Below are 24,676 nucleotides of genomic sequence, written 5' to 3' on the forward strand. Positions count from 1 at the left end.
CACACGCAGAGGAGGAGCGACACATGAACGCACTCGTGCTGTCTGTGCTGCTCTCTCTCGTCTCCGCCGTCGCGTACGCCGGCGGGGCGATCGTGCAGGAACGGGTCGCGGCGAACACGCCCGGCACCACCTACGCGCCCATGCACCAGCTCGCCTGGTGGATCGCGGTCGGCCTCAACGCCCTCGGCGGGCTGCTGCACGTCGTGGCGCTCGCCTACGGACCGCTCAGCCTGGTCCAGCCGCTGGGCGCGCTGACCATCGTCTTCGCTCTTCCCATGGCTGCCGTCTTCGTGCGCCGCAGGGCCGGGGCGACCGCCTGGCGCGGCGCGATCATGGCGACGGTCGGCCTGGCCGGTCTGCTCGCCCTGGTCGGCACGGCCGACTCGCAGTCCCTGAACAGCACCCAGCGCGTCGTGGTGGCCCTGGTCACCGGCGGCGCCATGGTGGCCCTGATGATGGCCGCCCGTGCGGTGCACCGGCACCCGGCCGTGCGCAGCGTGCTGCTCGCGACCGCGGCGGGTGTCGCCTTCGGTATGTCGTCGGTGTTCACGAAGACGGTCGCGGTCGACTGGACGGGCGGCGTCTCCCTCGCCGACGTGCCGAGCCTCGCCGTGATCGGCGTCCTGGCGACCGCCGGAATGCTCCTGTCGCAGGCCTCCTACCGGGGCGCCGGCCTCGCCGCGCCGCTGGCCACGCTGACGGTCATCAACCCCATCGTCGCGGCCGCGGTCGGTCTCACGATGTTCGGCGAGACGTTCCGCTACGGCGAGACGGGCACCGCCCTCGCGCTGGGCTGCGGGGTCGTCGCCGCGGGCGGCCTGATCCTGCTCACCACGGAGCGCATCAGCGGTTCGGAGCGTACGGCGCCGGTGTCCGTGCCCGCACCGGCACCTGTTCCTGTGCCGGCAGTGGCCGGAGCGGTGACGGACGCGGCCGTCAGGACCGAGCCGAGCCCTGCCGCCGAGCCGAGCCGCATCGAGGAGCCCGCCGCCGTTCCGCCCGACCGCGCCCTGCCGGAGCAACTTGTCCCGGCGGAGCGACTGGTGGTCCCGGCGGGAGTACGGGACGAGCCGCGCACCCGGGAGGAGACGCTCGCCCACGCCGGGATGTTCGCCTCCGCCTCGGCGCGGCAGGACGCGCTCCTGCCGCCGCCCGGGTCCAACGGACCCCCGCCGCCCGGCGACACGCCGGACGACATCGAGGGCATCGACGAACCGTCCTGGCCCAACGGCGGTTACTACGGCCTTCCCTTCCTGCCGTTGCTCCCCGCCCCGGTGGTGATCCGCTCCAGCGTCAAATCGTGACGCCACCCGCGCGCAGATAGGCGACAGGATCGACGTCGCTGCCGAAACCGGGCCCCGTCCGCACCTCGAAGTGCAGATGCGGGCCCGTGCTGTTGCCCGTGGAACCGGAGCGGCCGATGCGCTGGCCGCTCACCACGCTCTGCCCGGCCTTCACGGAGATCGCCGACAGGTGGGCGTACTGGGTGTAGCGGCCGTCGCCGTGCCGGATCACCACCTGGTAGCCGAAGGAACCGCCCCAGCCCGCGGTCACCACGCTGCCCGCGCCGACCGACTTGACGGACGTACCGGTGGGCACCGGGAAGTCGACGCCCGTGTGATAACCCTTCGACCAGGAGGAACCCGCGGCGTGGTACGGCGTTCCCGTACCGGCGCTCACCGGGGCGGTGAGGCCGCGCGTGGTCGAGTGGGTCTTCTTCTCCGACTTCTCCTCGACCTTCGCCTTTGCCTTGGCCTTTTCCTTCGGCTTCTTCTCCGTCTTCTCCGACGTGTCGGAGGCGGATCCCGCGCCCGGCGACGCCTTCGGCTTCAGGCTCAGCCGCTGGCCGGGAACGATCATGTCCGGGTCGGCGCCGACCGTCCTGCGGTTGGCGTCGTACAACTGCCGCCAGCCGCCCGGGACCTCACGGGCGCCCGCGATGCCCGAGAGCGTGTCGCCGCGGACGACGGTGTACATCTCGGCGGTGCCGGCCTGCGACTGTGGCGTGGTCTGCGGCTGTACGTCGCGGACGGTGCGCTTGGGCGTCTGGGCGGACTTGCCCGAGGGGTTGATGTCGGGGGTGTCGCCGCCGCGGGTGAGGCCCGCCCGCACCGAGCACGTCGGCCAGGCGCCGGGGCCCTGGCCCTTGAGGACCTTCTCGGCGACGGCTATCTGCTGGTCCTTGGAGGCGAGGTCGGCGCGTGCCGCGTAGGCCCTGCCGCCGTAGGCCTCCCAGGTGGACTGGCTGAACTGCAGCCCGCCGTAGTAGCCGTTGCCGGTGTTGATCTTCCAGTTGTTGGTGGACTCGCAGGCGGCCACCTTGTTCCAGGTGTCCACGTCTGCCGCGTTCGCGACGCCGGTACCGATGAGCGGTATCGCCATCCCGGCACCGCCCACCGTGACGGTGAGTGAGGCGCGGTTGATCCTGTTCGGCTGATACCGGCGGTGCCGGCCGCGTACGGCCATGAAGGTGCCCCCTCGACAAGCGTCAGGAGCCGCAAAAGTAAACGCTGCTAACAGGCCATGACAAGAGGGCAATCGGCCGCCCTATCCCGCCAACTGACCAGGAATCGACCCTCGTTCACGACTGTCGGCACGTATGCCCGGGGCAGATGTGACAGCGAAGTTCGGCGAGGCACTGAGGCAGGGGCGGCTCCGCTGCGTACACACCGTCGGAAAGTCAGGATGTGCGGTCGGCGAACCTGCAAGTCAGGATGGTCGGTGGGGCAAACTGGCAGGCATGACCGGCACTACCGATTCAGCACCTCTAGGAGCCAACCGTATGAGCACTTCAGCCCAGATCGGCGTCACGGGACTCGCGGTCATGGGGCGCAATCTCGCCCGTAACTTCGCGCGCAACGGATACGCGGTCGCCCTGCACAACCGGACGGCGGCGCGTACGCACGCGCTGGTGGAGGAGTTCGGCAGCGAGGGCACCTTCGTCGCGACGGAGACCGCCAAGGAGTTCGTCGCCGCGCTGGAACGTCCGCGCCGCCTTGTGATCATGGTGAAGGCCGGCGAGCCGACCGACGCGGTGATCCAGGAGTTCGCCCCGCTCCTGGAGCCCGGCGACATGATCATCGACGGTGGCAACGCCCACTTCGCGGACACCCGGCGCCGGGAGCGCGAACTGCGCGAGCAGGGCATCCACTTCGTCGGCGCGGGTATCTCCGGCGGCGAGGAGGGCGCGCTGCACGGGCCGAGCATCATGCCCGGCGGTCCGGTGGAGTCGTACGAGTCGCTCGGTCCGATGCTGGAGAAGATCTCCGCGAAGGCCGCCGACGGCGCCCCGTGTGTCACGCACGTCGGTCCCGACGGCGCCGGACACTTCGTGAAGATGGTGCACAACGGCATCGAGTACGCCGACATGCAGCTGATCGGCGAGGCGTACCAGCTGCTGCGTGACGTGGCGGGCTACTCCCCCGCGCAGATCGCGGACATCTTCCGCACCTGGAACACCGGGCGGCTGGACTCCTACCTGATCGAGATCACCGCCGAGGTCCTGTCCCACGTGGACGCGGCTACGGGCAAGGCCTTCGTGGACGTCGTGCAGGACCAGGCGGAGCAGAAGGGCACGGGGCGGTGGACCGTGCAGATCGCCCTCGACCTGGGCGTTCCCGTGTCGGGCATCGCCGAGGCCGTCTTCGCGCGGTCCCTGTCCGGTCACACCGAGCTGCGTGAGGCCTCGCGGGGGCTGGCCGGGCCCAAGGCCACGGCGCTGAGCGAGACCGAGGCCGCGGCCTTCGCCGACCAGGTGGAGCAGGCGCTCTACGCGTCGAAGATCGTGTCCTACACGCAGGGCTTCCACGAGATCGCGGCCGGCAGCGCCGAGTACGACTGGAACGTCGACCTGGGCGCGGTCTCCGCGATCTGGCGTGGCGGGTGCATCATCCGGGCGGCGTTCCTCGACCGGATCCGTGCCGCGTACGACACGCGCGCCGATCTGCCGAGCCTGCTGGCCGACGAGACGTTCGCGCAGGAGATCGCGGCCGCGCAGGACGACTGGCGGGCCGTGCTCGTCTCCGCCGTGCGGCAGGGGGTGCCGACGCCCGGGTTCGCGGCGGCGCTGGCGTACTACGACGCGTTGCGTGCGGAGCGGTTGCCTGCGGCGCTCACTCAGGGGCAGCGGGACTTCTTCGGTGCGCACACGTATCGGCGGACCGACCGGGAGGGGTCGTTCCACACGTTGTGGGGCGGGGACCGGTCCGAGGTTGCGGGCTGAGGTTCGGTTTCGGGCTGCGGGTCGGTTTCGGGCTGCGGGTCGTGGGGGCTGATCGCGGCCACGCGGCGGGGCCGGCCGATGTCACAGCCCCGCGCCCCTGAAAGCCGGTGGGCCGGCGTGGACAAGGTCCACGCCGGCCCACCGGCTTTGTGCGTCCTCAGCCCAAGGGGCCCGGCTGGGGCTCCGGGGGCGGGGCCGGGGCCGGATCCGGGGGCTGAGGCAGCGGGGACGGGGACGGTTCCGGGACCGGATGGGGTTTGGGAGACGGGACCGGGTCCGGTTCCGGGAAGGGTTGGGGGTGGTCAGGACCCGGGCCCGGCGTGGGGCCGGGCTTCACGGGGTCGGGGTACGGGTGCGTCATGGCGTCCTCCAGCCAGTCGGTATCTCGGCCCTGGACTTCTCCCACGCGTACCCGTGCCCCGCGCGCCCACTCACCCCGTCGCAGGACGAACGGGGGACCAGGTGGGCCTATGCCCCGCCGGCAGCGCCGACCATGCCCGCCGCGGCCGCTCCCGCCGCCAGGCCGGGGCGCGGGCTGGACAGCACCGGTACGGCGGTCGTGGTGAGGTGCTGGGCCGGGGTCATCGAGGCCTGGGCGAGGACGATCGCGTCGGCGTCCGTGACGCTGTCGGCGGCGGACGCGACGGCACGGGCGTAGGCGTCGAGGTCGCCCGCCGCGAAGTGGTCCCAGGCGTCGGCCGCCAGCAGGGTGCGTACGGCGGTCGGGGATCCCGCGCGGGCGGCCTCCTCCTCGACGAGGGCCACCGTCGGGCCCAGGGTGCTCTCCACCGTGGCGAGCACGACGACGCGCGGGCCGGCCGCCACCGCCGCGGCCGCCATCGGACGGTCCACCCGGAGCACGGGCACACCGGGGCCGGCGGCCTCGGCGACCGCGCCGATGGTGGAGCAGGTGCAGAGCACCGCCACAGCCCCGTCGGCGACCGCCCGGTCCAGCATCGCGCGCACCTCGTCGGCCACCGCCTCCGGTCCTTCCACCCGGGCCCGTTCCAGGAGCTCCTCGGACACGAAGTGCCGTAGTTCCAGGGCCGGGTGGTCCTCGTCGCGCAGCGCGTCGAAGACGGGGACGTGGACGGGCGAGGTGTGCAGCAGGGCGAGGGGTCCCATCAGAACCGGCCCGGGTGGGCGGCCAGCCATGCGTTCGCCGCGCTCAGCAGCTCGGGGTCGGCCGCCGGGGCCTCGTCGGGGTGGCGTGCGGCCCACTTGACGACGTACGGGCAGAGCGGGGCGACCGGGACTCCCTCGCGGGCCGACATGGCGTACAGCTCTCGGGCGAGGGAGCCGGCGATGCCCTTGCCCTCATGGGCGGGCTCCACGATCGTGTGGACCGGGACGAGTGCGCGCCCCGGGCTTTCGAGGACGAAGTACTCGATGTGGCCGACGACTTCGTCACCGGCGTACGCCTCCAGGCGGCCGGCCGGCCGGTCGTCGCGGATCGCGGTCTCGCTCATGGTCTCTCCTCGCGGATGCGAATGCGGATGCGAATGCGGATGGGGGATGCGGATGGGGGATGCGGATGGGGGATGCGGATGGCGGTCAGACCGAGACGGCCTGGGGGCTGCGCTCCTGGTCCGAGCCCGGTACCGGCTCGGACGGATCCGCGCCAAGCGCCACGATCCGGTTCCCCGCGTCCACGTGCACGACCCGCGGCCTCAGCGACCGGGCCTCGGCGTCGGAGACCTGAGCGTAACTGATGATGATCACCAGATCTCCGGGGTGCACGAGGTGCGCCGCCGCCCCGTTGATACCGATGACACCGGACCCGCGCTCCCCCTCGATGACATACGTCTCCAGGCGTGCGCCGTTGTCGATGTCGACGATGTGCACCAGCTCGCCCGGCAGCAGGTCGGCGGCGTCGAGGAGATCGGCGTCGATGGTCACGGATCCGACGTAGTGCAGGTCGGCCTGGGTGACCGTGGCACGGTGGATCTTGGACTTGAACATGGTACGCAACATGGAGATACTCCCGGACCTAGGCTCCCTGCCTGCGTTTTTGCAGGTCAAGGGCTGTTTCCTTACCTTACGACGAGTCGCGTGTCCGGGCGGCACCGGCAGGGTCTCCCAGGACTCGCGCCGACCGGACACCGACTTCACCGACGTAGCGTCAGACTACGCATCGGCTTTCTCCGGGCTCCGTGACCTTCGCCACTGCGGGCCGGGGATCAGCTCGCCGAATTACCAGACTCGGTTCATTATTGGACTGGGTTCGGCTATTCTGGGCCCCATGGCAGGACTTCGTGAGCGCAAGAAGGAACAGACGAGGCAGCGGATCGCGGCGACAGCCTTGCGGCTGTTCGGCGAGCGCGGTTTCGACGCGGTGACGGTCAATGAGATCGCCGAGGCCGCGGAGGTGGCCAAGGCCACGTTGTTCTCGTACTTCCCCACCAAGGAATCTCTCGTCCTCGACGGAGTCGGGGAGGAGGATCTGGCCGGAATCGTCGCGGACCGGCCACGGGACAAAACCCCTTTGGACGCCCTCAGAGCGCACTACCGTGCGGCGACGGAGGAGCGTCTGACCGCGCTGGACAGACTGGACAGAGAGGCACTGATCGCGCGAATCGGCGTGATCTTCGATACCCCCGCCCTCGGCGGCGCCGCGAACACCCTGCTCTACCGGCAGCGCCAGTCACTGGCACGCGTACTGGCCGAGGAGCACGGCGAAACGGCGGCCGCACTGATGGCGGCCCAGATCGCCGCGTCGCTCCTCACCCTTCAGGAATCGTTCTTCCACCGGCTCGCCGACGGCGCGTCACCGCAGGACGTGGCCCCTCTGCTGGCCGCGGACGTCGAACTCGCCTTCGACCTGCTGGAAAACGGACTCAACCGAGCGAAGGGCCAGTGACATGCGTGCACGAGGGATCAACTACGACACCGGCTTCCTTCCCGGGGAGAACATCTCCCGCTCGGCCTTCGCTCCGGAGACCGTCCGGCACGACATCACGGTGATCGCCGAGGAACTGCGCTGCGACGCCGTACGGCTGTCCGGCCGGATTCCCGAACGGCTGAGCACTGCCGCCCGGTACGCGGCCGCCGCCGGACTCGAGATCTGGTTCGCCCCTTTCCCCGTCGACCTCTCCCCCGAGCAACTGCTCCCGTTCTTCGCCGACTGCGCGGAACGTGCCGAAGCCGTACGAGAGAGCGGCGCGGAGGTCGTGTTCGTCGTCGGGTGCGAGATGAGTGTCTTCTGTCATGGCTTCATCGCGGGTGAGACCTACGGCGACCGTCTGCAGGCCATGGCGACCGCCGACATGGACTGGTGGATGTCACTCGGCCCCGTTCAGGAGCGGCTCAGCGGATTCCTCGCCGAGGCCGCGGAGGTCGTCCGAAGTCGTTTCGGCGGCCGGATCACCTACGCCGCCGCGCCCTGGGAGGCCATCGACTGGGGTCCGTTCGACTTCGTCGGCGTCGACGCCTATCGAGCCGCCTACAACGCCGACACCTTCCGGTCCGAGGTGCGCGCGCACTTCGCCCACGGCAAGCCGGTCGCCGTGATCGAGTACGGCACCTGCGCCTACCGGGGAGCCGGCGAACTCGGCGGCATGGCCTGGCAGGTGCCACCGGGCGCGGTGCCCGACGAGAGCGAGCAGGTGCGCTACCTCACCGACCTGCTGGACATCTTCGAGGAGGAAGGTGTCGACACCGCGCTGTGGTTCACCTTCGCCGGGTACGGCAAGACCGCGCACCATGACATCAGTTCCTATGGCGTGGTCCGCATGCTCGACGCGGCACGCTGGGAGCCGCGGGAGGTCTTCCACACGATGGCGGCGAGGTACCGACGCGGGAACTGAGGCACGGCCGTGCGCCCGGGGCCGGTCAGCCGACGGCGACCAGAAGCTTCGTCAGAGCGGCCTTGTCCGTCTTCCCGTTGGGGGTGACCGGCAGCCGGTCGACGGTCCGAATCGTCTTGGGGATCATGTAGGCGGGCAGTGCCAGTCGGCAGAAGTCCCGCAGTTCCCGGACGTCGAACGGCGCGGCCCCGCTCCCGACGACCACGAACGCGCTCAGCGTGCCCTCCTGGGCGGCGTCGGCGCCGGGGACGACCACGGCGGCCGCGGCGGTCACGGCGGGGAAGTCCAGCAGCCGTCGCTCCACTTCTCCCAGCTCCACCCGGTTGCCCCTGATCTGCACCTGCGAGTCGGCCCGGCCGCAGAAGTACAGTTCGCCGTCGTCTCCTCTGCGCGCGAGGTCGCCGGTACGGAACACGGCTTGGCCCGAGCGCGGTTCGAGCGGGTCGGGGACCAGGGCCGCCCGGGTGGCCTCCGGGTCGTCCCAGTAGCCGGTGAACAGCGCGGGGCTGCGCAGATGGATCTCCCCGACGACACCGCTCTCGTCGATCGGCCGTCCTGCCTGATCCACCAGCGTCATCTCCGCACCGGGGTGGGCGAAGCCGATGGACAGTGCCTCCAGAGTCTCCGGGAGCGGACGGGGCACGTCCGTGAACGAGCAGGCCATCGACTCGGTCGCGCCGTAGCAGTTGACGATCCGCGCGGCGGGCAGCAGCTGTTGGAGGTGTCGGAGTTCCGGCATGGGAAAGACCTCGCCGCAGAACAGGATTCCCCGGATCCCGTCGAGGGCGGCGAGTTGTTCGCCTTCGTGGCGCAGCACCGACCGCCAGATGGACGGCACTCCGTTGACCTGGGTCACCTCGGCGGCCTTCAGCAGGTGCAGAAAGTGCCGGGGGAACTTCAGCACGTCCCGGGGCACGGGGACGACCGCGGCGCCACTGCCCAGGGCGAGTCCGATGTCCAGCAGGGAGAAGTCGAACTGGAGGGGCGACGTGGTGGCGACGCGGTCCTCCCGGCCGACGATGGAGTAGGCGAGCATCCCGCGGTAGAACGAGGTGACACCGCGGTGGCTCATGACGACCCCCTTGGGTCGCCCCGTGGTCCCCGAGGTGAAGATCATGTAGGCGGTGTCGGTGTCGGAGATCTCATGGCGGCGCCGCGGGCCCACCCGGGGTTTCCGCTCCACCGTCACCGCCTCCGTCCCGAGCCGTACGACGCCCGTCTCCGGGGGCAGCCACTCGGGCGCGCCGTTCACGTGGACGTACAGGGCGGGTGCGGTGGCGTCCACGATGGCGCGCAGGCGCTGGTCCGGGGATTCGGGGCTCACGGGGACGAAGGGCAGACCGAGTGAGGAACAGGCCAGGAACGCGGCGATGGCCGTAGCCGATGTGTCAGATTCGAGGATCACCCGGTCGCCGATGTCGAGTCCGAGGGTTCCGAGCGTCCTCGCATACTCACGGACCCGGTTGTCGAGCTGCCGATAGGTGAGCGTGCGAAATTCGTCCCTCTCGACGTTCTCGACAATGGCCGGCCGATCCGGAGTCGTTTTGGCGACCGCCAGCATGAATTCGTCCAACCGCATGAGACACCTCGTTTTCCCCCGCACCGAACGGTATCCTTCCGCCCAGCATCGTCCGGGGTGGAGGATCCGGTCAAGCGATGGCCCGGAAATGCCACACCAGTGTTTTACGGTCGGTCGACGATGGGGTCCCATAGGGGTCTCTAGGGGTTTACCTGGCAATGTTCCAGAATATCCTTGAAACGCTATGTCGTGGCCGCCGTCGACAAGGAATACCTAAATGTCACTGCTGGCTCCCAGCCTGTCCGGGACGGGCCGGTTCCACGCGTACGGACCACACCAGATCGATCAGATCGCGCAACGGTACGGGCTCCCGGACGAAATCCGTGAAGCAGTGCGCCTTGTTTCGAAGGTGCTGCCCTTTCGGGTCAACGAATATGTGCTGTCGCAACTCATCGAATGGCCCGCGGTTCCCGACGACCCCATGTTCCGTTTGCTCTTCCCGCAGCGCGGGATGCTTCCCGAGTCCGATCTCCGTCGGCTGGCGGAATTGACCGCCACCGGTTCCAGGACCGCGCTGCGAGCTGCGGTACGGGAGATCCGGGAATCTCTCAATCCACATCCGTCGTCACAGCGGGAACTCAATGTTCCCACACTGGACTCCGCGGAACTCCCGGGTATTCAGCACAAATATCGGGAAACCGTCCTTTACTTCCCCGGTCAGGGGCAGACATGTCACGCCTACTGCACCTACTGCTTCAGGTGGGCCCAGTTCGTCGGCGACGCCGATCTGCGCTTCTCCGCGCCCTCCCCCGACCGGCTCGTCGAATACCTGTGGAAGAAGCCCGATGTCAGCGATGTACTGCTGACCGGCGGTGATCCGATGGTGATGTCCACCGAACGGCTGCGGACCCATGTCGAGCCCCTGTTGGCCGTGGAGACGGTGCGGACGATCCGTATCGGCACGAAGTCGGTGGGCTACTGGCCGCAGCGCTTCGTCTCCGACCAGGACGCCGATGACGTACTGCGGCTGTTCGAACAGGTGGTGGCCTCGGGCCGGACGCTGGCGGTGATGGCCCACTTCAGCCATCCGCGCGAACTCACGACGGACGTGGCGCGGCAGGCGCTGGCCCGGATACGCGCCACCGGCGCCCTCGTCTACGGGCAGGCGCCGGTGATCGCGCACGTCAACGACGACGCCGACACCTGGACCGAGCTGTGGCGCCTGGAGCTCGCTCAAGGAGTGGTCCCGTACTACCTGTTCGTGGAACGCGACACGGGACCGCACCAGTACTTCGAACTGCCGCTGGCCGACGCGTTCGAGATCTTCCGGACCGCGTACCGGCGGCTGCCGGGGCTCGCACGCACGGTGCGTGGTCCCGTGATGTCGGCGACGCCGGGCAAGATCGTGGTCGAAGGGACCGAGGACACGCCGCAGGGGCGTTTCTTCCAGTTGAGGATGCTGCAGGCACGAGACCCGCAGTTGGTCGGCCGCCCCTTCCGGGCCCGGTATTCGACCGAAGCCACCTGGCTGGACGATCTGGAACTCGCCCCGGAGACGCCGCCCGAGATCGCTGCGGCGGTCCGGGGAAACACGGTCCAGCCGTCCGTATGAGGGGAGCATTCGTGACAGGCCATGGGGTGTCGCCGAATCTGGCGCTCAATCAACTCGTCGACGAGCGCCGCGCGAACGGCGAGTCCATCGTGCATCTGGGCTTCGGTGAGGCCCGCCTTCCCGTCTTCGCGCCACTGGCCGAGCGGCTCGCCTCGGGGGCCGGCCGCAACGCGTACGGTCCGGTGGCCGGCGGCCTCGACGTACGGCGGGCGGCCGCCGGTTACTTCGACCGGCGCCGCCTGCCCACGGATCCGGGCCACATCGTCGTCGCCCCCGGGAGCAAGCCTTTGCTGATGGCCCTGCAACTGGCCGTTCCGGGTGATGTTCTGCTGCCCCGCCCGTGCTGGAACACCTATGCGCCGCAGGCGCGGCTGGCGGGCAAGCGGGTGTACGGAGTCCCGATTCCCGGGGCGTGCGGCGGTGTTCCCGGACCGGCAGCGCTGCGCGAGACGATTCGTGAGGCCCGTCGGTCCGGAGGGGACCCGCGGGTCGTCGTGCTCACCCTGCCGGACAATCCGACCGGAACTCTCGCGCCGCCCTCGCTGGTGCGCGAGATCTGCGCCATCGCGGAGGAGGAGGATCTGCTGATCGTCTCCGACGAGATCTACCGCGATGTCGTACACGATCCGTCGACGCCGTTTCTCAGCCCGGCGGAGATCGCGCCACTGCGAACGGTGGTGACCAGCGGGCTGAGCAAGAGCCTGGCACTGGGTGGCTGGCGCATCGGTTTCGCCCGCTTCCCGGTTGGGCCGCGCGGCGAACAGATCCGGGACACGGTGGTCTCGATCGCCAGCGAGGTTTGGTCGACCCTGGCGGGGCCGATGCAGGAAGTCGCCGCCTACGCCTGCTCCGAACCACCCGAACTGCGCGGTCATCTGGCCGCCTGCGTCAGGCTGCACGGCGCGGTGGCCCGCGCGGTGCACACCATCATGGTCGACGCCGGCGCGACCTGCCGCCCGCCGACCGGCGCCTTCTACGTCTACCCGGACTTCGAACCGCTCCGGGCGCCGCTCGGCCGACTCGGGGTCGACGACTCGCTCTCGCTCCAACGCCATCTGCTCGACCGGTTCGGGATCGCCGTGCTCGCCGGACATCTGCTCGACGACGACGTGAAGGCACTGCGCTTCAAAGCGGCGACGAGCATGCTCTACGGAAGCACTCCGGAGCAGCGGACGCTGGCCCTGGGGTCCGGCGATCCGGTACGGCTGCCCCATGTGGCGGCCCAGCTCTCAAGGATCCGGGAGGCGTTCAGCTCGCTCGTGTGACCGGAGGGGTGAGGGCGGCGACGCACTCGGCCAGGTGGGCGAGCGGCTTGTCGGGGGCCGTACTGAAGTAGAAGTGGCCGCCCTCGAACACCTCCAGGGCGAAGTCGCCCGTGGTGTAGTCCCGCCACTGTTCCGCCTCGGCGGGGGTCACCTGGGGATCGTCGTCGCCCGTGAGGACGAAGAGCGGACAGCTCAGGGGAGGCCCCGGCCGGTAGCGGTACGTCTCCGCCGCCTTGTAGTCGCTGCGGATGGCGGGAAGGATCATGCTGAGAATGTCCGGGTCCGCCAGTACGCCTGCATCCGTGCCGCTCAACTTCTTGACGTGGCTGATCAGTTGGGCCTCGCTCGCCGTGTGCACCAGCTCCCGGCCGAGTTGCGCGGGAGCACGCCTACCCGAGACCACGAGTCCCGAGAACGCGATGCCGTCCCGCTCCAGCCTCCGTGCCACCTCGAAGGCGAGTGTGGCCCCCATGCTGTGGCCGAACAGCACGGTGGGCAGGTCCAGCCGCTCGCGCAGCGCGACCGTGACGGCGTCGGCGAGCTCGTCGGTGTCCTCGATGCACGGCTCGGCCCGGCGGTCCTGCCTGCCGGGGTACTGCAGCACCAGCACGTCGGCCACCTCGGCCAGTGCTCGGGACACCGGGAAGTAGTACGACGCCGATCCGCCGGCGTGCGGAAAACACACCAGCCGTACGCGAGCCGCCGGAAGCGGATGGAAGCTTCGGATCCACGCGTTGGCCTGCCCTGGGTTTCCTGCCATGACCTTGCGATGTCCTCTCGGCAGCGGACCCAAACGGGCAACTCCCCTTCGGGCCTCGGGTTCTGCTGTCCATGAACTCATGCCGACGCCCTGCGCGCCGCCTGGGCGAACCCCTAGCGGAGAGCAGGCCACCCCTACTTCCAGCTGCCCTCCGCGATGGGGCTGCGGCCGAGCAGTGGCTCCCACCAGGACCTGTTGTCGGCGTACCACCGGATCGTCTCCCGCAGACCGGACTCGAAGGGTACCCGCGGCTCCCATCCGAGTTCGTCGCGGATCTTGTCGGAGTTCAGCAGATAGCGCCGGTCGTGGCCCGGGCGATCGGGCACGGTCTCCTTCCGGGAGGCGGACAGGCCCAGCTCGTCCAGTACGCAGTCGGCGATCTGCCCGACGCTGGCCTCCACTCCCGTGCCCACGTGGTAGGTCTCTCCCGGCAGGCCCTTGAGCAGCACCGTTTCGATGGCCTCGCACTGGTCGAGGACGTGAATCCACTCCCGTTGGTTGTCGCTCGACGCGTAGACAGGCAGCCGCTCCCCGTTGAGGGCGCGGGTGGCGAACAGCGGAATCACCTTTTCCGGAAACTGGTGACTGCCGTAGTTGTTCGCGCTGTTGGTGATCGTCACCGGGAGGCCGTAGGTGTCCCGATAGGATCGGACGACGTGGTCGGCGGCCGCCTTGCTGGCGTTGTACGGGGTGCGAGGACGATAGGGACTCTCCTCGGTGAAGGCCTCATCGGAATCCAGTGAGAGGTCACCGTAGACCTCACAGGTGGATATCTGGTGAAAGCGCTCCACGCCCACCTTCCGACAGGCGTCGAGCAATGACTGGGTGCCCAGTACGTTGGTACGGAAGAAGCGTGCAGGATCCAGCACGGCGAGACTGTTGTGGGATTCGGCGGCGAAATTCACCACAACCTCCGTCCGGTGCTCCCGCAGCAGACGCTGCATCAGTGTGCCGTCACCGATGTCGCCATGAACGAATGTCACCCGATCCGCCACAGTTGCGAGATTGCTCTCGACTCCCGCATAGGTGAGTGCGTCCAGGGCGACCACGGTGTCGTCGGGATGGCGGGCCGTCCAGTACCGAACGAAATGAGAACCTATGAATCCTGCCGCGCCGGTGACGAGAAGTGAGGTCATACGTCTCAGGCTAGGGACGCACCACGCGGTTACCATCCGTTCGGCGATATGTAGGGGTCGCATTGTCCGCCACCCGTGAAGAGTCCGGGGTGAAAGGGGCCACCGGCCGTTCACCGACGGCGGCCCCCGTGTGCTGACGAATCATCATGCCGATCTCAGCGACCGTTCGTCCGGACGCTGCGACTCGCCGTTCGCACCGAATTCCGGAGAGAGACCTGACGGCAGATCCGCGCGTCGCTGAACGTTCAGCTTCCGATAGACGCGCGTCAAGTGCTGTTCCACCGTGCTCACGGTGATATAGAGCTTCCGGCCGATCTCACGGTTGCTGTGCCCGAATGCCGCGAGAGTCGCGACCTTCCGTTCCGCTTCACTGAGCGCCGTGGCTCCCTCCGCCGCCGTGGGCTGCTCGTCCTGTTGTTTCACCGTCTGCCTGTTGGGCGCCCGCTTCAGCTGCAGGGTGGACAGCACCTCCGCGTTGCAGGCCTTCGCCTCCTGCTCGGCACGGCGGGCGAGAAGACGGGCTTCCCCCAACTCCCCCAGCTCCTGGTGGACCTGGCTCAGGTCTGCGAGCGCTCTCGCAACCTCCAGGTGATCCTCGCTCCGCTCCAGGAGACCGACGGCCTCGGAGAGCAGCGGACTCCTGCCTTCCAGCGGGCTGACGAGCGCCAACAGCCGGAGCGAGATCCCACGACAGCGCAGATCACCGCCGGAACCCAGCCGGTCGAGTTGTTCCACCAGCAGTGCCCTGGCTCGTTTGCGCTGGCCGAGCGCGAGATGGGTCTGCGCCAGGTCGCTGCGCCAGGGCATGAAGGCGGGGATGTCGAGACCCCACTTGCGGATGAGCGACGCACACCGTTCGAAGTCGGACAGCGCGGCGAACGGCCGTCCCACCGAGAGGTGGTAGTGACCGCTGGCATGGAGATAGCGCAGCCCGAAGACCGTGTCGAACATCGCCTCCGGGACCACCTGGTCGAGAAGCTCGGCCGCCTGCTCATGGTCTCCCATCGCTGTCGCGGCCAGGATCTGAGTGGCCAGCGGGAAGCCGATGAGCGCGCCCCAGCTCTGGGAGGGCAGCAGGTCGAGGGCGCCTCGCGCCTGAGCTTCCGCGGCGACCAGGCCTCCCCGGCGCAGCGCCATGTCGGCGGCGACACCACCGAGCATCGCCTGCCAGGTGATGGCCCCCTGACGATCCGCCTCGGCGCCGAGCACATCACGCCAGTGGGCGGCGCGCTTCGGGTGGCCTGCGTGATCGAGAAGCAGGATGGCCGTCGCCCCGGCTTCGGGAATCGTGTCGATGAGCCGGCCCTGCAGAATGTGTTCGGCGCTGCTCACCAGGTCGTCCCTCGACCCCTGGTCCCACAGTGAGTACAGGCTCGTCGCCGAGTGCGCCTCCGAGCCGATGACCGAGCGTGCGTGGGCTGTCTTCCCCCGGCGCCCCCGGATGCTGTCGGTGTCGTGCCCGCGGGGAGAGCCGTAGATCCATTCGTAGGAGAGCCGGAGCTCGGTGAGTGCGCGGGTGTCCGACGGGCCGAAGCCGCAGGTCATCGCCTCCATGTGCTCGGCGGCGGTACCGACACTGCCCTGCCACATCAGTTGGCGGACGACTGCCAGCGCGTCCTGCTGGGAGAGGCGGCCTTCGAACAGCGCGGCGTTGAGGGATTCGAGATAGCGAGCGGCGGCCGACGGGTTCACCCACCAGGCGACGTGCGTCAGCAGGGACTGGAGTTCGAGGTGCTCTCTTTCGTCCTGGCTTTCCAGCAGGGCCAGTTCGAGGGCATCCGTCGCGAAGTCCGCTTCGCCCTCGACGAGCGCCTGCTGGGCCGCCCGGCGGAGGATCTGCTGGGCCCACGGCATCTTCGCGGTGCCGGCCTTGACCAGATGACGGGCCATCTCGATCGCCTCGGCGCCCCGCTCGTAGAGGAGTTCGGCGACAGAGGCGTGCAGCCGTGCGGTGTCCTCGGCGGAGAACGTCGCTCGTATCGTGGCGACGATCTCGGGATGGCGCAGCCGCCCGTCGGCCAGCAGGCCTGCCTTCCCCAGGATGTCGAGCTGGCGCGCCAGGGCGTCGTGCTTCATCGACAGCAGTCGGCTGAGCAGTTCCGTGGTGGCCTCCGACCCGAGGATGGCCAGTCCTCGGGCGACGTCGAAGAGATGCAGGTCCCAACGCTGGAGGCAGTCGAGGACCGCTTGCCGGTAGGCCGGGCCCGGCACCGGCTCCCCCGTTTCGCGAGGAGGCTGGCCGCCGGGGAAGTTGTCTTCCAGAAGTCCGCTGACCAGGAGCATGTTGCCGCCGGTGAGCGCGTAGTAGGGGGACGCCAGTTCGGCCGAGCGGGCCGGGTCGTCCAAACGCTCGCCTATGAGTTCGGCGATGTGGCAGAGGGACAGAGTGCCCAGAGAGATCCGGTGGTACGGATACCGGGTGACTTCCGTACGGAACACAGAATGCAGCAGATCCGGGCGAACCCACTCCGTGAGCACCAGCATGATACGGGCGGAGCGTATTCGGCGACGCAGATAGAGGATTACTTGGAGCGATGCTTCGTCGGCGAAATGCATATCGTCGATGCAGATGACGACTGGGCGTTCCTGGGACAGTCCGAGCAGCATGGTGAAAAGGCCATGCATGACTCGCGCGTCCGAGTACCGTTCGCCTTCCTGATCGACGTCCGGAAGAGCGGAATCCATCATTTCGCGGCCGAAATAACGGGACAAATGCTCCGTCATTTCCGACGGCAGGGGCGAGCTGTGGAAGAGCTGCCACAGCACGCCCAGTTGCATATCACTCTCGCCTCGGGAACCCGTCGCGCTCAATTGCAGCGCACCGGCCCCGATCGAGATTTCCGAGAATTCCTGGAGTAATTCCGTCTTACCGCTGGCGAGTCCCCCGTTCACCAGCACGACCTGACCGCTTCCCCGTACGCAGAGATCAAGCGAGTCGCGCAACGAATCCAACGCCTGGCTGTAGCCCAGAATCATGTAGCCCCCGTGGTGGTTGACCACTCCACCGGGCGGGATGAACTCGATATTCCGCCTCGCATACTTACACCCCGTCAACTACGGACAAAGAAAAGCATGCAGGAATGGCCAGTAATCTAATTCTGCCCCATATCATAACAGCCGCAGCTCAGGTCTGTGAAGATCTGAGCATTACTAAACTTTTTCCTACGGATCACTCGCTTTTGATCAGCCAGGTGAACACGCGGAGTGTTTGGCGGAGGTAAATACTGACCGACCGGTAACAAACTCGCCCCCCGTCACGCTCGACCCCCCGTCACGCGCCCTTCAGCTCCTCGTCAAGGATTCCGAATAGTTCCTCGGCCGTTGCCGACGCGACGTCCGCCGCGGGCCCGCGCACTCCCCCGTCCGTCGCCTCGAACCGCTGCTCCCAATGCGCCGCGGCGACGCGCAGGCGCGCCGCGACGCCGGACGCGTCCACGGCCTCGGGCGCCGAGGAGGACAAGAGCGATTCCAGCCGTTCGAGCTGGGCCTCAAGATCCGTCCTGGTCGCGGCCCGTCCCTCTCCCATGAGCAGGGGCTGGATCCGCCCGACCAGTGCCTCCGGCGTCGGGCAGTCGAAGAGCAGGGTGGAGGGCAGCTGGAGACCGGTGAGCCGGCCGACCCGGTTGCGCAGTTCGACGGCGGAGAGCGAATCGAAACCGAGAGCCAGAAATCCCCGGTCCGGTTCCACCGCCTCGTACCCGTCCTGCCCGTCGTACCCGAGTATCTCGGCGGCCTCGACACGGAGCAGCCGCAGCAGAACCCGGTCCGCCTCGGCCATGGACAGCCCGGCGACACACTCCCGCCAGGCGGGCGCCGACGAGGTGCTCGCCTCACGGCCGTCGCGAGAGCCGGCCTCCGTCCGTACGACGCTTCGCAGGGCGGGCGGAACGCGGTTGCCCCCGCCGAGTACCGCGTCGAGATCGAGACGGGCCGGGATCATGATCGCGTTCCCGGCGCCGTCAGACGACCGTTCGCCGTCCGCAGCGGACATCGCGAAGACCGCGTCGAACAGCGCAAGTCCCTCGGCGTTCGACAGACCTCGCACCCCGGATCGCGTCATACGCCGGAGATCGGTCTCGCGCAGGTTCCCGGCCATGCCCGCGCTCTCGTGCCACAGGCCCCAGGCGAGGGAGAGTCCGGGCAGTCCGAGGGCACACCTGTGGTGCATCAGGGTGTCCAGGAAGACGTTGGCCGCCGCGTAGTTGCCCTGCCCGGCGGCGCCCATGACTCCGCTCACCGACGAGAAGACGACGAACGCCGCCGGCTTCAGACGCCGAGTCAGTTCGTGCAGATGCCAGGCCGTGTCGGCCTTCGGACGGAGCACGGCGTCGATGCGCTCCGGTGTCAGCGAGGCCACCACACCGTCGTCGAGTACCCCGGCGGTGTGCACGACCGCGCTGAGCGGACGGTCCGCCGGGATCGCCGCGAGCAGAGCGCGGAGCTCGCTCCGGTCGGCCCCGTCGCAGGCGGTGATCGTCACGTCCGCGCCCGACTCGGCGAGTTCGGCCCGCAGTTCGGCGGCACCCGGCGCCCGCGGACCGCGGCGGCTGGTCAGCAGCAGGTGCCTGGCTCCGTGCTCCCGTACGAGGTGGCGGGCGAGCAACGCGCCCAGGGTTCCGGTGCCACCGGTGATCAGGACCGTGCCTGCCAGTGCCGCGGGCACTTCCCGGACGGGCACGTCCCCCGCTTCTTCGCCGGAGTCGGGGGCGGAGCCCGGGTCGGCCGGAGGCACCACGGCCACCAGGCGTGGAGCATGCGGCACACCCTTCCGCACCGCCACATCGGATTCCCCCGAACCGAACGCGCGCAGCACGTCCCGCACCGGCAGCGGCACGGTGTCGGCCTCGCCGGTCGGCTCCAGGTCGAGAACGGCGAAACGGCCGGGATGTTCGAGTCCCGCCGCGCGGACGAGGCCCACCGACGGCGCGTGCACCAGCCCGGTGAGACCGCCGTCCTGCCGTACGGCCAGGGCGCCGCGGGTCACCAGGACGAGCCGCGAGCCGGCGAACCGGTCGTCGGCCAGCCATTTCTGTGCGAGTGCCAGGGTTTGGTGCGTAATCGTTCCTGCGGCCAACGGCAGTCCGCCGCCCGACAGGCCCTCCTCATGGGGCGGGCAGAGGGCGAACACCACGCCGGGTACGGGATCACCGGCGTCCACCGCCGCGATCAGCGCCGCCCAGTCCTGGTGGACGGCACCGCCCGTTCCGGCCGCGCTCAGCGCCGCCCCGAGAGCGGCGCCGTCCGGCCCCACGACGCAGCACAGGCTGGGCATGTCCGCCTCGGCCGGATTCGTCAGTGGCACCCAGTCGGGGCGGAAGAGGGAGTCCTGGATCCGTGACCGGCCGTGCCCTCGGGCAGGCCGTACGGTCAGGGCGGCGACGGTGGCGACCGGCCGTCCGGCGAGGTCCTCGATGTGCAGGGACACGGTGGCGCCCGTGGCGTCCGTTCTCTCCGGGACCGGAGCCATCCGCACTCTGAGATCACGTGCGCCGGCGGCGAGTTCCACTCCGCTCCAGGCGAAGGGGAGCATGGCGCCGCCCGCCGAGGTCCCCGCGGTCAGACCCAGGATGTGCAGCGCCGCGTCCAGCACCGCCGGGTGCGGCGTACGCTCGTCCGCCTCCACGCTCAGCGGCTCCGGGAGTGTCAGTTCGGCGAACGCCTCCTCGCCGCGCGACCAGGCCGCCTTCAGTCCTCTGAAGCACGGGCCGTAGGAGTGCCCGGCTGCCTCCAGCCGCTCGTAGAGGTGCGGGACGTCGAGCGCCCGGCTCCCCTCCGGCGGCCAGACGTCCGTCCCGGGCCGCTTCGGCGTGGGCCCCCCAGGGGCAGTCACCACGCCTCGGGCATGCCTGGTCCACGGCTCGTCGCCGTCGGTGTCCCGTCGGCCGTACACCGCCAGCATCCGCCGACCCGACTCGTCGGGGCCCGAAACGGTGACCTGGAGTGCGAGGACGTCGTCCGCGGCGACCTCCATGGGAGTCTCCAGCGTCAGCTCGTCCAGCACCGCGCAACCTGCCTCGGCCCCGGCGCACACCGCCAGGTCCAGGAGAGCCGTGCCCGGCACCAGTACGGTGCCCGCGATCACGTGGTCGGCGAGCCAGGGGTGGGCATGGAGCGACGTCCGTCCGGTGAGCACCAGTTCACCGGTGCCTGCCACCCGCACCGCCGAGTCCAGCAGGCGGTGTCGTACGGTGCTGCGCCCCGCCCCGGTCCAGGAGTTGCCTGGCCGTGGTGTCACATGCCAGTAGCGCTTGTGCCGGAAGGCGTAGGTCGGCAGATCCACCGGCTGCGGCCGCCAGTCGGAGAGAACGGCCTCCCAGTCCACGGCGAGACCGTCCGCGTGCAGCGTGGCCAGCGCTTTCATCAATGCCTCGGGTTCCGTACCCCGCCGCCGGGCCGTCGGCACGGACAGCGGCCGGGTGTCGGGACCGGCACAGTCGCCGACCATGGCGGCGAGCCGGGAATCGGGCCCGATTTCCACGTACCGGCCCACTCCCTGCTCCTCCAGGGCCCGGATGCCGGCGTCGAATCGAACGCTCTCGCGTACATGGCGCACCCAGTGCTCAGGACCGCACAGTTCTTCGGCCGTCGCGAGCCGCCCGGACACCAGCGAGACCAACGGCAGCCGTGGCGGCGCATAGTTCAGGGTTTCTGCGGCTCCGGCGAACTCCTTGAGCATCGGGTCCATGAGGGGCGAGTGGAAGGCGTGCGAGACACGCAGCCTGCTGCTTCGCCGGCCGTCGGCGGCGCACCGGTCGGCGATCGCCGTCACGGCGGCCTCCTCACCGGACACCACCACCGCCGTCGGGCCGTTGACGGCCGCGATCGCGGTCCCCGGCGTGAGCAGTGATCCCACCTCCGCCTCGGAGGCGGCCACGGCCAGCATCGCCCCACCGACGGGGAGCGCTCTCATCAACCGGCCGCGGGCGGCGACCAACGCGCAGGCGTCGTCGAGCGACAGCACGCCCGCGACGTGAGCGGCGGACAGTTCACCGATCGAGTGTCCGGCCACGAAGTCGGGGGTGACGCCCCAGGACTCCAGCAGTCGGAAGAGGGCCACCTCGAAGGCGAACAGCGCGCCTTGGGCCAGGTCCGTACGGTCCAGCAGCCGGGACCGCGGCGAGCCCTCGGCCGCGAAGGCGGCAGCGGCGACGGACTCGTCGAGGTGTGCGTCGAGCCGGTCGCAGGCCGCGTCGAAGGATTCGGCGAAGGCGGGGTGGGCGGTGTGCAGTTCACGGCCCATACCCGGCCGCTGCGCGCCCTGTCCGGTGAAGAGGAACGCCGTCGAGCGACGTCCGTCGGCCGTTCCGCGCACCACCGCCGGTGTGCTTCTCGCGTCGGCCAGGGCTGCGAGACCGCGCACGAGGTGGGAGCGGTCGGTTCCGAGGACGGCGGCACGGTGGCCGAAGCTCGTCCGCCGCGTCGCGAGGGAGTAGGAGATGTCGGCGACCGACTGACCGGGATGCGCCTCGACGTGCGCGAGCAGACGCGCCGCCTGGGCGGGCAGGTCGGCGGCGGTACGGGCGGACAGCAGCCACGGCACCGTGCAGCCGGCGGCTGCCGGCCCGTCCGGACGCTCCGGCTGCCGCCGGCCGGTCGAGGGCTGTCTGCTCGTGGGCGCCGGAGCCTCCTCGATGATCACGTGGGCGTTGGTACCGCTGATGCCGAACGACGAGACACCGGCCCGGCGCCGACCGGTGGACCGCGGCCAGGCGACCGCTTCGCGGACGAGTGCGATGTGTCCCGCGGACCAGTCGACGTGCGGTGTGGGCTCCTCGATGTGGAGGGACTTGGGGACACGGCCGTGACGGATGGCCATCACGGTCTTGATCACGCCGGCGACCCCGGCGGCAGCCTGCGTATGACCGATGTTCGACTTGACCGAGCCCAGCAACAGGGGCCGCTCGGCGGTCCGTTCGCGCCCGTACGTGGCGAACAGCGCTTGGGCCTCGATCGGGTCGCCGAGCCGGGTGCCGGTGCCGTGTGCCTCGATGACATCGATATCCGCGGCCTTCAGCCCAGCTCCTGCCAGCGCCTGCTCGATCACCCGTTGCTGGGAGGGTCCGTTGGGGGTGGTCAGACCGCTGCTCGCACCGTCCTGGTTGACCGCGCTGCCGCGTACCAGGGCGAGTACGGGATGCCCCTGGGCCAGTGCGTCGGAGAGCCGCTCGACGATCAGCACGCCCACTCCCTCGGCGCAGCCGATGCCGTCGGCCGACGCCGCGAACGCCTTGCACCGGCCGTCCGAGGCCAGTCCCTGCTGCTCGCTGAAGTACAGGAAGACGTCCGGTTCCGCGAGCACCGTCACACCGCCGACCACGGCTTGTGCGCAGTCTCCCCGGTGCAGGGCCTGCACGGCCAGATGCAGCGCGACCAGTGACGACGAACAGGCCGTGTCCACCGTCACGGCGGGACCCTCCAGTCCCAGGGTGTAGGCCACCCGGCCGGACACCAGACTTCCCGTGTTCGAGTCCCCCGCGTAGTCGTGGTACATCACGCCGGCGAAGACACCCGTACGGCTGCCGCGGACCGACTCGGGCACGATCCCGGCCCGTTCGTACGCCTCCCAGGCCACCTCGAGGAACAGTCGCTGCTGGGGGTCCGTGGTGAGCGCCTCACGCGGGGCGATACCGAAGAAGGCCGGGTCGAAGTCGCCGGCCGAGGACAGGAAGCCGCCCTGGAGCGAGGCGGTCCTGCCGGGGCGGCCCGGCTCCGGGTCGTAGATCCCGTCGAGGTCCCAGCCCCGGTCGGTCGGGAACTCCACGACGGCGTCGGTACCGCTGTCGACCAGCTTCCACAGGTCTTCGGGTGACGCCACGCCGCCGGGATAGCGACAGCCCATGCCGACGATCGCGACGGGCTCGTCCGCCGTGGGTTCTGCCTGCCGGTCCACCAGCTGTTCGTTCTCCTGGCGAAGACGGTGGTTCTCGATCAGCGAGGCGCGCAGTGCCTCGACGATGCGCTCGGGGGATGTGTCGTCGGAGGGTGTGCCGGACAGAGGTGTCTCACTCACGGGTGCTCCACAGCGGTTGCCTGCGGACGCCTCGTCACCAGGCGACGCGCATGAAGGACGGGCCCCGGACGATCACGCCGAACTTCCACTCCACACCGCTCTCCCCGTCGGCCAGACGCAGGCCGGGGAACCGTGTGAGCAGCGTGTTCAGCGCCACCTGCAGCTCCAGCCGGGCCAGTTGAGCACCGATGCAGTGGTGCGGGCCCTGGCCGAAGGCCAGATGGGGGTTGACCGTACGGGTCAGATCGATCCGTTCGGGATCCGCGAAGACCTCGGGGTCCCGGTTGGCCGCGGCCAGTGCGGGCAGCACGGGTTCGCCCGCCCGAATCGTCGTGCCGCCCAGCCGGATGTCCTCCAGGGAGTAACGGGCGAACATGGCCGCCGTGTTGATCGGCACGAAGCGCAGCAGCTCCTCCACTGCGGAGGGCACGAGCTCGGGCCGGCCGCGCAGCAGGGCGAGGTCGTCCGGCCTGGCGAGCAACTGGTAGACGAAGCTCGGGATGCCCGAGGCCACGGTCTCGGCCCCGCCCGCGAGCAGTCCGGGGCCCGCGATGGAGATGAGCTCCTGCTCGCTCAGTTTGTCGCCCTCGTCACGGGCACGGACCAGGGCGCCGAGCAGGTCGTCGGTGGGCCTGCTGCGGCGCTCCTCCACCAGGCCGCTCATGTACGAGAAGACTTCGGGGCCGATGGTCGCCAGGACGTTGCCCGATGTCGTCTCGTCGTTGGTCATCGCCTCGGTCCATCTGCGGAACCGGCTGTGGTCCTCGTACGGCACACCCAGGAGGTCGCAGATCACCGATACGGGCAGTGGACGGGCGAAGTCCTCGACGAGGTCGGCGCAGTCGCCGCCGGCGATCATCGCGTCCACGAGCGCATCGGCCCGCTCCTGAACGGCCTGCCGCATCTGCTCGACCCGGCGCGCGGTGAACGCCTTGCCCACCAGCCGCCGCAGCCGGGTGTGCTCGGGCGGGTCCATTCCCATCACGCCGTCGCCGACGTTCTCCGAACGCATACGAGGCTGGTCGAGGCCCTGGGCCAGTGCACGGCTGAAGCGGGGGTCGGTCAGCACCGCTTTGACGTCGTCGTACCGCGTGGCCAGCCAGGCTGTCTCGCCGTAAGGGAGCCGGACGCGGCTGAGCGGCTCCTTCTCACGCAACTGCGCGTACAGGGGGGAGACTTCCAGCCGATGCATGTCGAACGGATACTTCCGGACTGTGTCACCGGCCGTCATCGTTCCCCGCCCCCAGTACGTACTGTCGCACGGCTCCCGAGTCGATGCTCATCGGAAGTCGCCACCCCCGTCGTCACCACCAGCGGCTCGAACGCTAGCCCGGGCCGGGCCCCGG

The 24,676-nt window shown here is 69.5% G+C and carries 14 protein-coding genes and 4 pseudogenes; 6 read left to right on the forward strand and 12 right to left on the reverse strand.

Annotation, left to right across the window (positions count from 1 at the left end):
- The first annotated feature begins 23 nt into the window (after positions 1 to 23).
- Complete coding sequence (locus tag ACZ5VQ_RS30695; protein ID WP_469107713.1) at positions 24 to 1,304, forward strand: DMT family transporter; 1,281 nt, start codon at positions 24 to 26, stop codon at positions 1,302 to 1,304.
- On the opposite strand, the pseudogene ACZ5VQ_RS30700 reads toward ACZ5VQ_RS30695, so the two are convergent.
- Both ACZ5VQ_RS30700 and ACZ5VQ_RS30705 read right to left on the reverse strand, forming a co-directional pair.
- Positions 1,294 to 1,983 (reverse strand): annotated as a pseudogene (locus ACZ5VQ_RS30700) (M23 family metallopeptidase); the annotation flags it as partial. The gene ACZ5VQ_RS30695 and the pseudogene ACZ5VQ_RS30700 overlap by 11 nt on opposite strands.
- A gap of 192 nt (positions 1,984 to 2,175) precedes the next feature.
- Positions 2,176 to 2,466: pseudogene (locus ACZ5VQ_RS30705) on the reverse strand (transglycosylase family protein); the annotation flags it as partial.
- A 316-nt stretch (positions 2,467 to 2,782) separates the two neighbouring features.
- On the opposite strand from ACZ5VQ_RS30705, the gene gndA reads away from it, so the two are divergent.
- Positions 2,783 to 4,222 carry an NADP-dependent phosphogluconate dehydrogenase gene (gene gndA / locus ACZ5VQ_RS30710; RefSeq protein ID WP_469107714.1) on the forward strand — a complete coding sequence of 480 codons (1,440 nt, stop codon included), beginning with the start codon at positions 2,783 to 2,785 and terminating at the stop codon, positions 4,220 to 4,222.
- A 468-nt stretch (positions 4,223 to 4,690) separates the two neighbouring features.
- Here the strand turns inward: gndA and ACZ5VQ_RS30715 are convergent, their stop codons facing one another.
- Genes ACZ5VQ_RS30715 through panD form a run of 3 tightly spaced genes read right to left on the reverse strand, consistent with a single transcriptional unit; the run spans position 4,691 to position 6,196 of the window.
- Positions 4,691 to 5,347 (reverse strand): aspartate/glutamate racemase family protein, encoded by a 657-nt coding sequence (locus ACZ5VQ_RS30715; protein WP_362086650.1) that lies wholly within the window; start codon positions 5,345 to 5,347, stop codon positions 4,691 to 4,693.
- Positions 5,347 to 5,739: a GNAT family N-acetyltransferase gene (locus ACZ5VQ_RS30720; RefSeq protein ID WP_469107750.1), complete on the reverse strand. Its 393-nt coding sequence runs from the start codon at positions 5,737 to 5,739 to the stop codon at positions 5,347 to 5,349. The genes ACZ5VQ_RS30715 and ACZ5VQ_RS30720 overlap by 1 nt, the downstream gene beginning before the upstream one ends.
- A gap of 37 nt (positions 5,740 to 5,776) precedes the next feature.
- Positions 5,777 to 6,196: an aspartate 1-decarboxylase gene (gene panD, locus ACZ5VQ_RS30725; protein WP_469107715.1), complete on the reverse strand. Its 420-nt coding sequence runs from the start codon at positions 6,194 to 6,196 to the stop codon at positions 5,777 to 5,779.
- Between the two features lie 268 nt (positions 6,197 to 6,464).
- On the opposite strand from panD, the gene ACZ5VQ_RS30730 reads away from it, so the two are divergent.
- Both ACZ5VQ_RS30730 and ACZ5VQ_RS30735 read left to right on the forward strand, forming a co-directional pair.
- On the forward strand, positions 6,465 to 7,082 hold the full coding sequence (locus ACZ5VQ_RS30730; protein ID WP_469107716.1) for a TetR family transcriptional regulator: 618 nt from the start codon (positions 6,465 to 6,467) through the stop codon (positions 7,080 to 7,082).
- Between the two features lies 1 nt (position 7,083).
- On the forward strand, positions 7,084 to 8,028 hold the full coding sequence (locus tag ACZ5VQ_RS30735) for a hypothetical protein (RefSeq protein ID WP_469107717.1): 945 nt from the start codon (positions 7,084 to 7,086) through the stop codon (positions 8,026 to 8,028).
- Positions 8,029 to 8,053: 25 nt separating this feature from the next.
- Here the strand turns inward: ACZ5VQ_RS30735 and ACZ5VQ_RS30740 are convergent, their stop codons facing one another.
- Positions 8,054 to 9,607: an amino acid adenylation domain-containing protein gene (locus ACZ5VQ_RS30740; RefSeq protein WP_469107718.1), complete on the reverse strand. Its 1,554-nt coding sequence runs from the start codon at positions 9,605 to 9,607 to the stop codon at positions 8,054 to 8,056.
- Positions 9,608 to 9,824: 217 nt separating this feature from the next.
- Here ACZ5VQ_RS30740 and ACZ5VQ_RS30745 point away from each other — a divergent pair, with 217 nt between their 5' ends.
- Together ACZ5VQ_RS30745 and ACZ5VQ_RS30750 are read left to right on the forward strand one after the other, a co-directional pair.
- On the forward strand, positions 9,825 to 11,159 hold the full coding sequence (locus ACZ5VQ_RS30745; RefSeq protein ID WP_469107719.1) for a KamA family radical SAM protein: 1,335 nt from the start codon (positions 9,825 to 9,827) through the stop codon (positions 11,157 to 11,159).
- 11 nt (positions 11,160 to 11,170) lie between these two features.
- Positions 11,171 to 12,424, forward strand: coding sequence for a pyridoxal phosphate-dependent aminotransferase (locus tag ACZ5VQ_RS30750; RefSeq protein ID WP_469107720.1), 1,254 nt, complete (start codon positions 11,171 to 11,173; stop codon positions 12,422 to 12,424).
- On the opposite strand, the gene ACZ5VQ_RS30755 is transcribed toward ACZ5VQ_RS30750, so the two are convergent.
- The 6 genes and pseudogenes from ACZ5VQ_RS30755 to ACZ5VQ_RS30780 form a co-directional block, all read right to left on the reverse strand.
- Positions 12,408 to 13,184 carry a thioesterase II family protein gene (locus tag ACZ5VQ_RS30755; protein WP_469107721.1) on the reverse strand — a complete coding sequence of 259 codons (777 nt, stop codon included), beginning with the start codon at positions 13,182 to 13,184 and terminating at the stop codon, positions 12,408 to 12,410. The two genes, ACZ5VQ_RS30750 and ACZ5VQ_RS30755, sit on opposite strands and share 17 nt — an antisense overlap.
- A 134-nt stretch (positions 13,185 to 13,318) precedes the next feature.
- Positions 13,319 to 14,320, reverse strand: a complete 1,002-nt coding sequence (rfbB, locus tag ACZ5VQ_RS30760; protein ID WP_469107722.1) for a dTDP-glucose 4,6-dehydratase — start codon at positions 14,318 to 14,320, stop codon at positions 13,319 to 13,321.
- Positions 14,321 to 14,464: 144 nt separating this feature from the next.
- On the reverse strand, positions 14,465 to 16,759 hold the full coding sequence (locus tag ACZ5VQ_RS30765) for a helix-turn-helix transcriptional regulator (protein WP_469107751.1): 2,295 nt from the start codon (positions 16,757 to 16,759) through the stop codon (positions 14,465 to 14,467).
- A gap of 96 nt (positions 16,760 to 16,855) precedes the next feature.
- Positions 16,856 to 17,296 (reverse strand): annotated as a pseudogene (locus ACZ5VQ_RS30770) (AAA family ATPase); the annotation flags it as partial.
- Between the two features lie 295 nt (positions 17,297 to 17,591).
- A pseudogene (locus ACZ5VQ_RS30775) lies at positions 17,592 to 23,264 on the reverse strand (type I polyketide synthase); the annotation flags it as partial.
- A 100-nt stretch (positions 23,265 to 23,364) separates the two neighbouring features.
- A complete protein-coding gene (locus ACZ5VQ_RS30780; RefSeq protein WP_469107723.1) occupies positions 23,365 to 24,522 on the reverse strand; it encodes a cytochrome P450 in 1,158 nt (385 codons plus the stop codon).
- Positions 24,523 to 24,676: the final 154 nt, after the last annotated feature.

Source organism: Streptomyces sp. NPDC033178 (genome assembly GCF_055577685.1).

Bases quoted from the DNA above. Each gene is read 5' to 3' on its own strand.
- ACZ5VQ_RS30695 (WP_469107713.1), top strand. From the start codon at position 24: ATGAACGCACTCGTGCTGTCTGTGCTGCTCTCTCTCGTCTCCGCCGTC.
- gndA (WP_469107714.1), top strand. From the start codon at position 2,783: ATGAGCACTTCAGCCCAGATCGGCGTCACGGGACTCGCGGTCATGGGG.
- ACZ5VQ_RS30715 (WP_362086650.1), bottom strand. From the start codon at position 5,347: ATGGGACCCCTCGCCCTGCTGCACACCTCGCCCGTCCACGTCCCCGTC.
- panD (WP_469107715.1), bottom strand. From the start codon at position 6,196: ATGTTGCGTACCATGTTCAAGTCCAAGATCCACCGTGCCACGGTCACC.
- ACZ5VQ_RS30730 (WP_469107716.1), top strand. From the start codon at position 6,465: ATGGCAGGACTTCGTGAGCGCAAGAAGGAACAGACGAGGCAGCGGATC.
- ACZ5VQ_RS30735 (WP_469107717.1), top strand. From the start codon at position 7,084: ATGCGTGCACGAGGGATCAACTACGACACCGGCTTCCTTCCCGGGGAG.
- ACZ5VQ_RS30740 (WP_469107718.1), bottom strand. From the start codon at position 9,607: ATGCGGTTGGACGAATTCATGCTGGCGGTCGCCAAAACGACTCCGGAT.
- ACZ5VQ_RS30745 (WP_469107719.1), top strand. From the start codon at position 9,825: ATGTCACTGCTGGCTCCCAGCCTGTCCGGGACGGGCCGGTTCCACGCG.
- ACZ5VQ_RS30755 (WP_469107721.1), bottom strand. From the start codon at position 13,184: ATGGCAGGAAACCCAGGGCAGGCCAACGCGTGGATCCGAAGCTTCCAT.
- rfbB (WP_469107722.1), bottom strand. From the start codon at position 14,320: ATGACCTCACTTCTCGTCACCGGCGCGGCAGGATTCATAGGTTCTCAT.
- ACZ5VQ_RS30780 (WP_469107723.1), bottom strand. From the start codon at position 24,522: ATGCATCGGCTGGAAGTCTCCCCCCTGTACGCGCAGTTGCGTGAGAAG.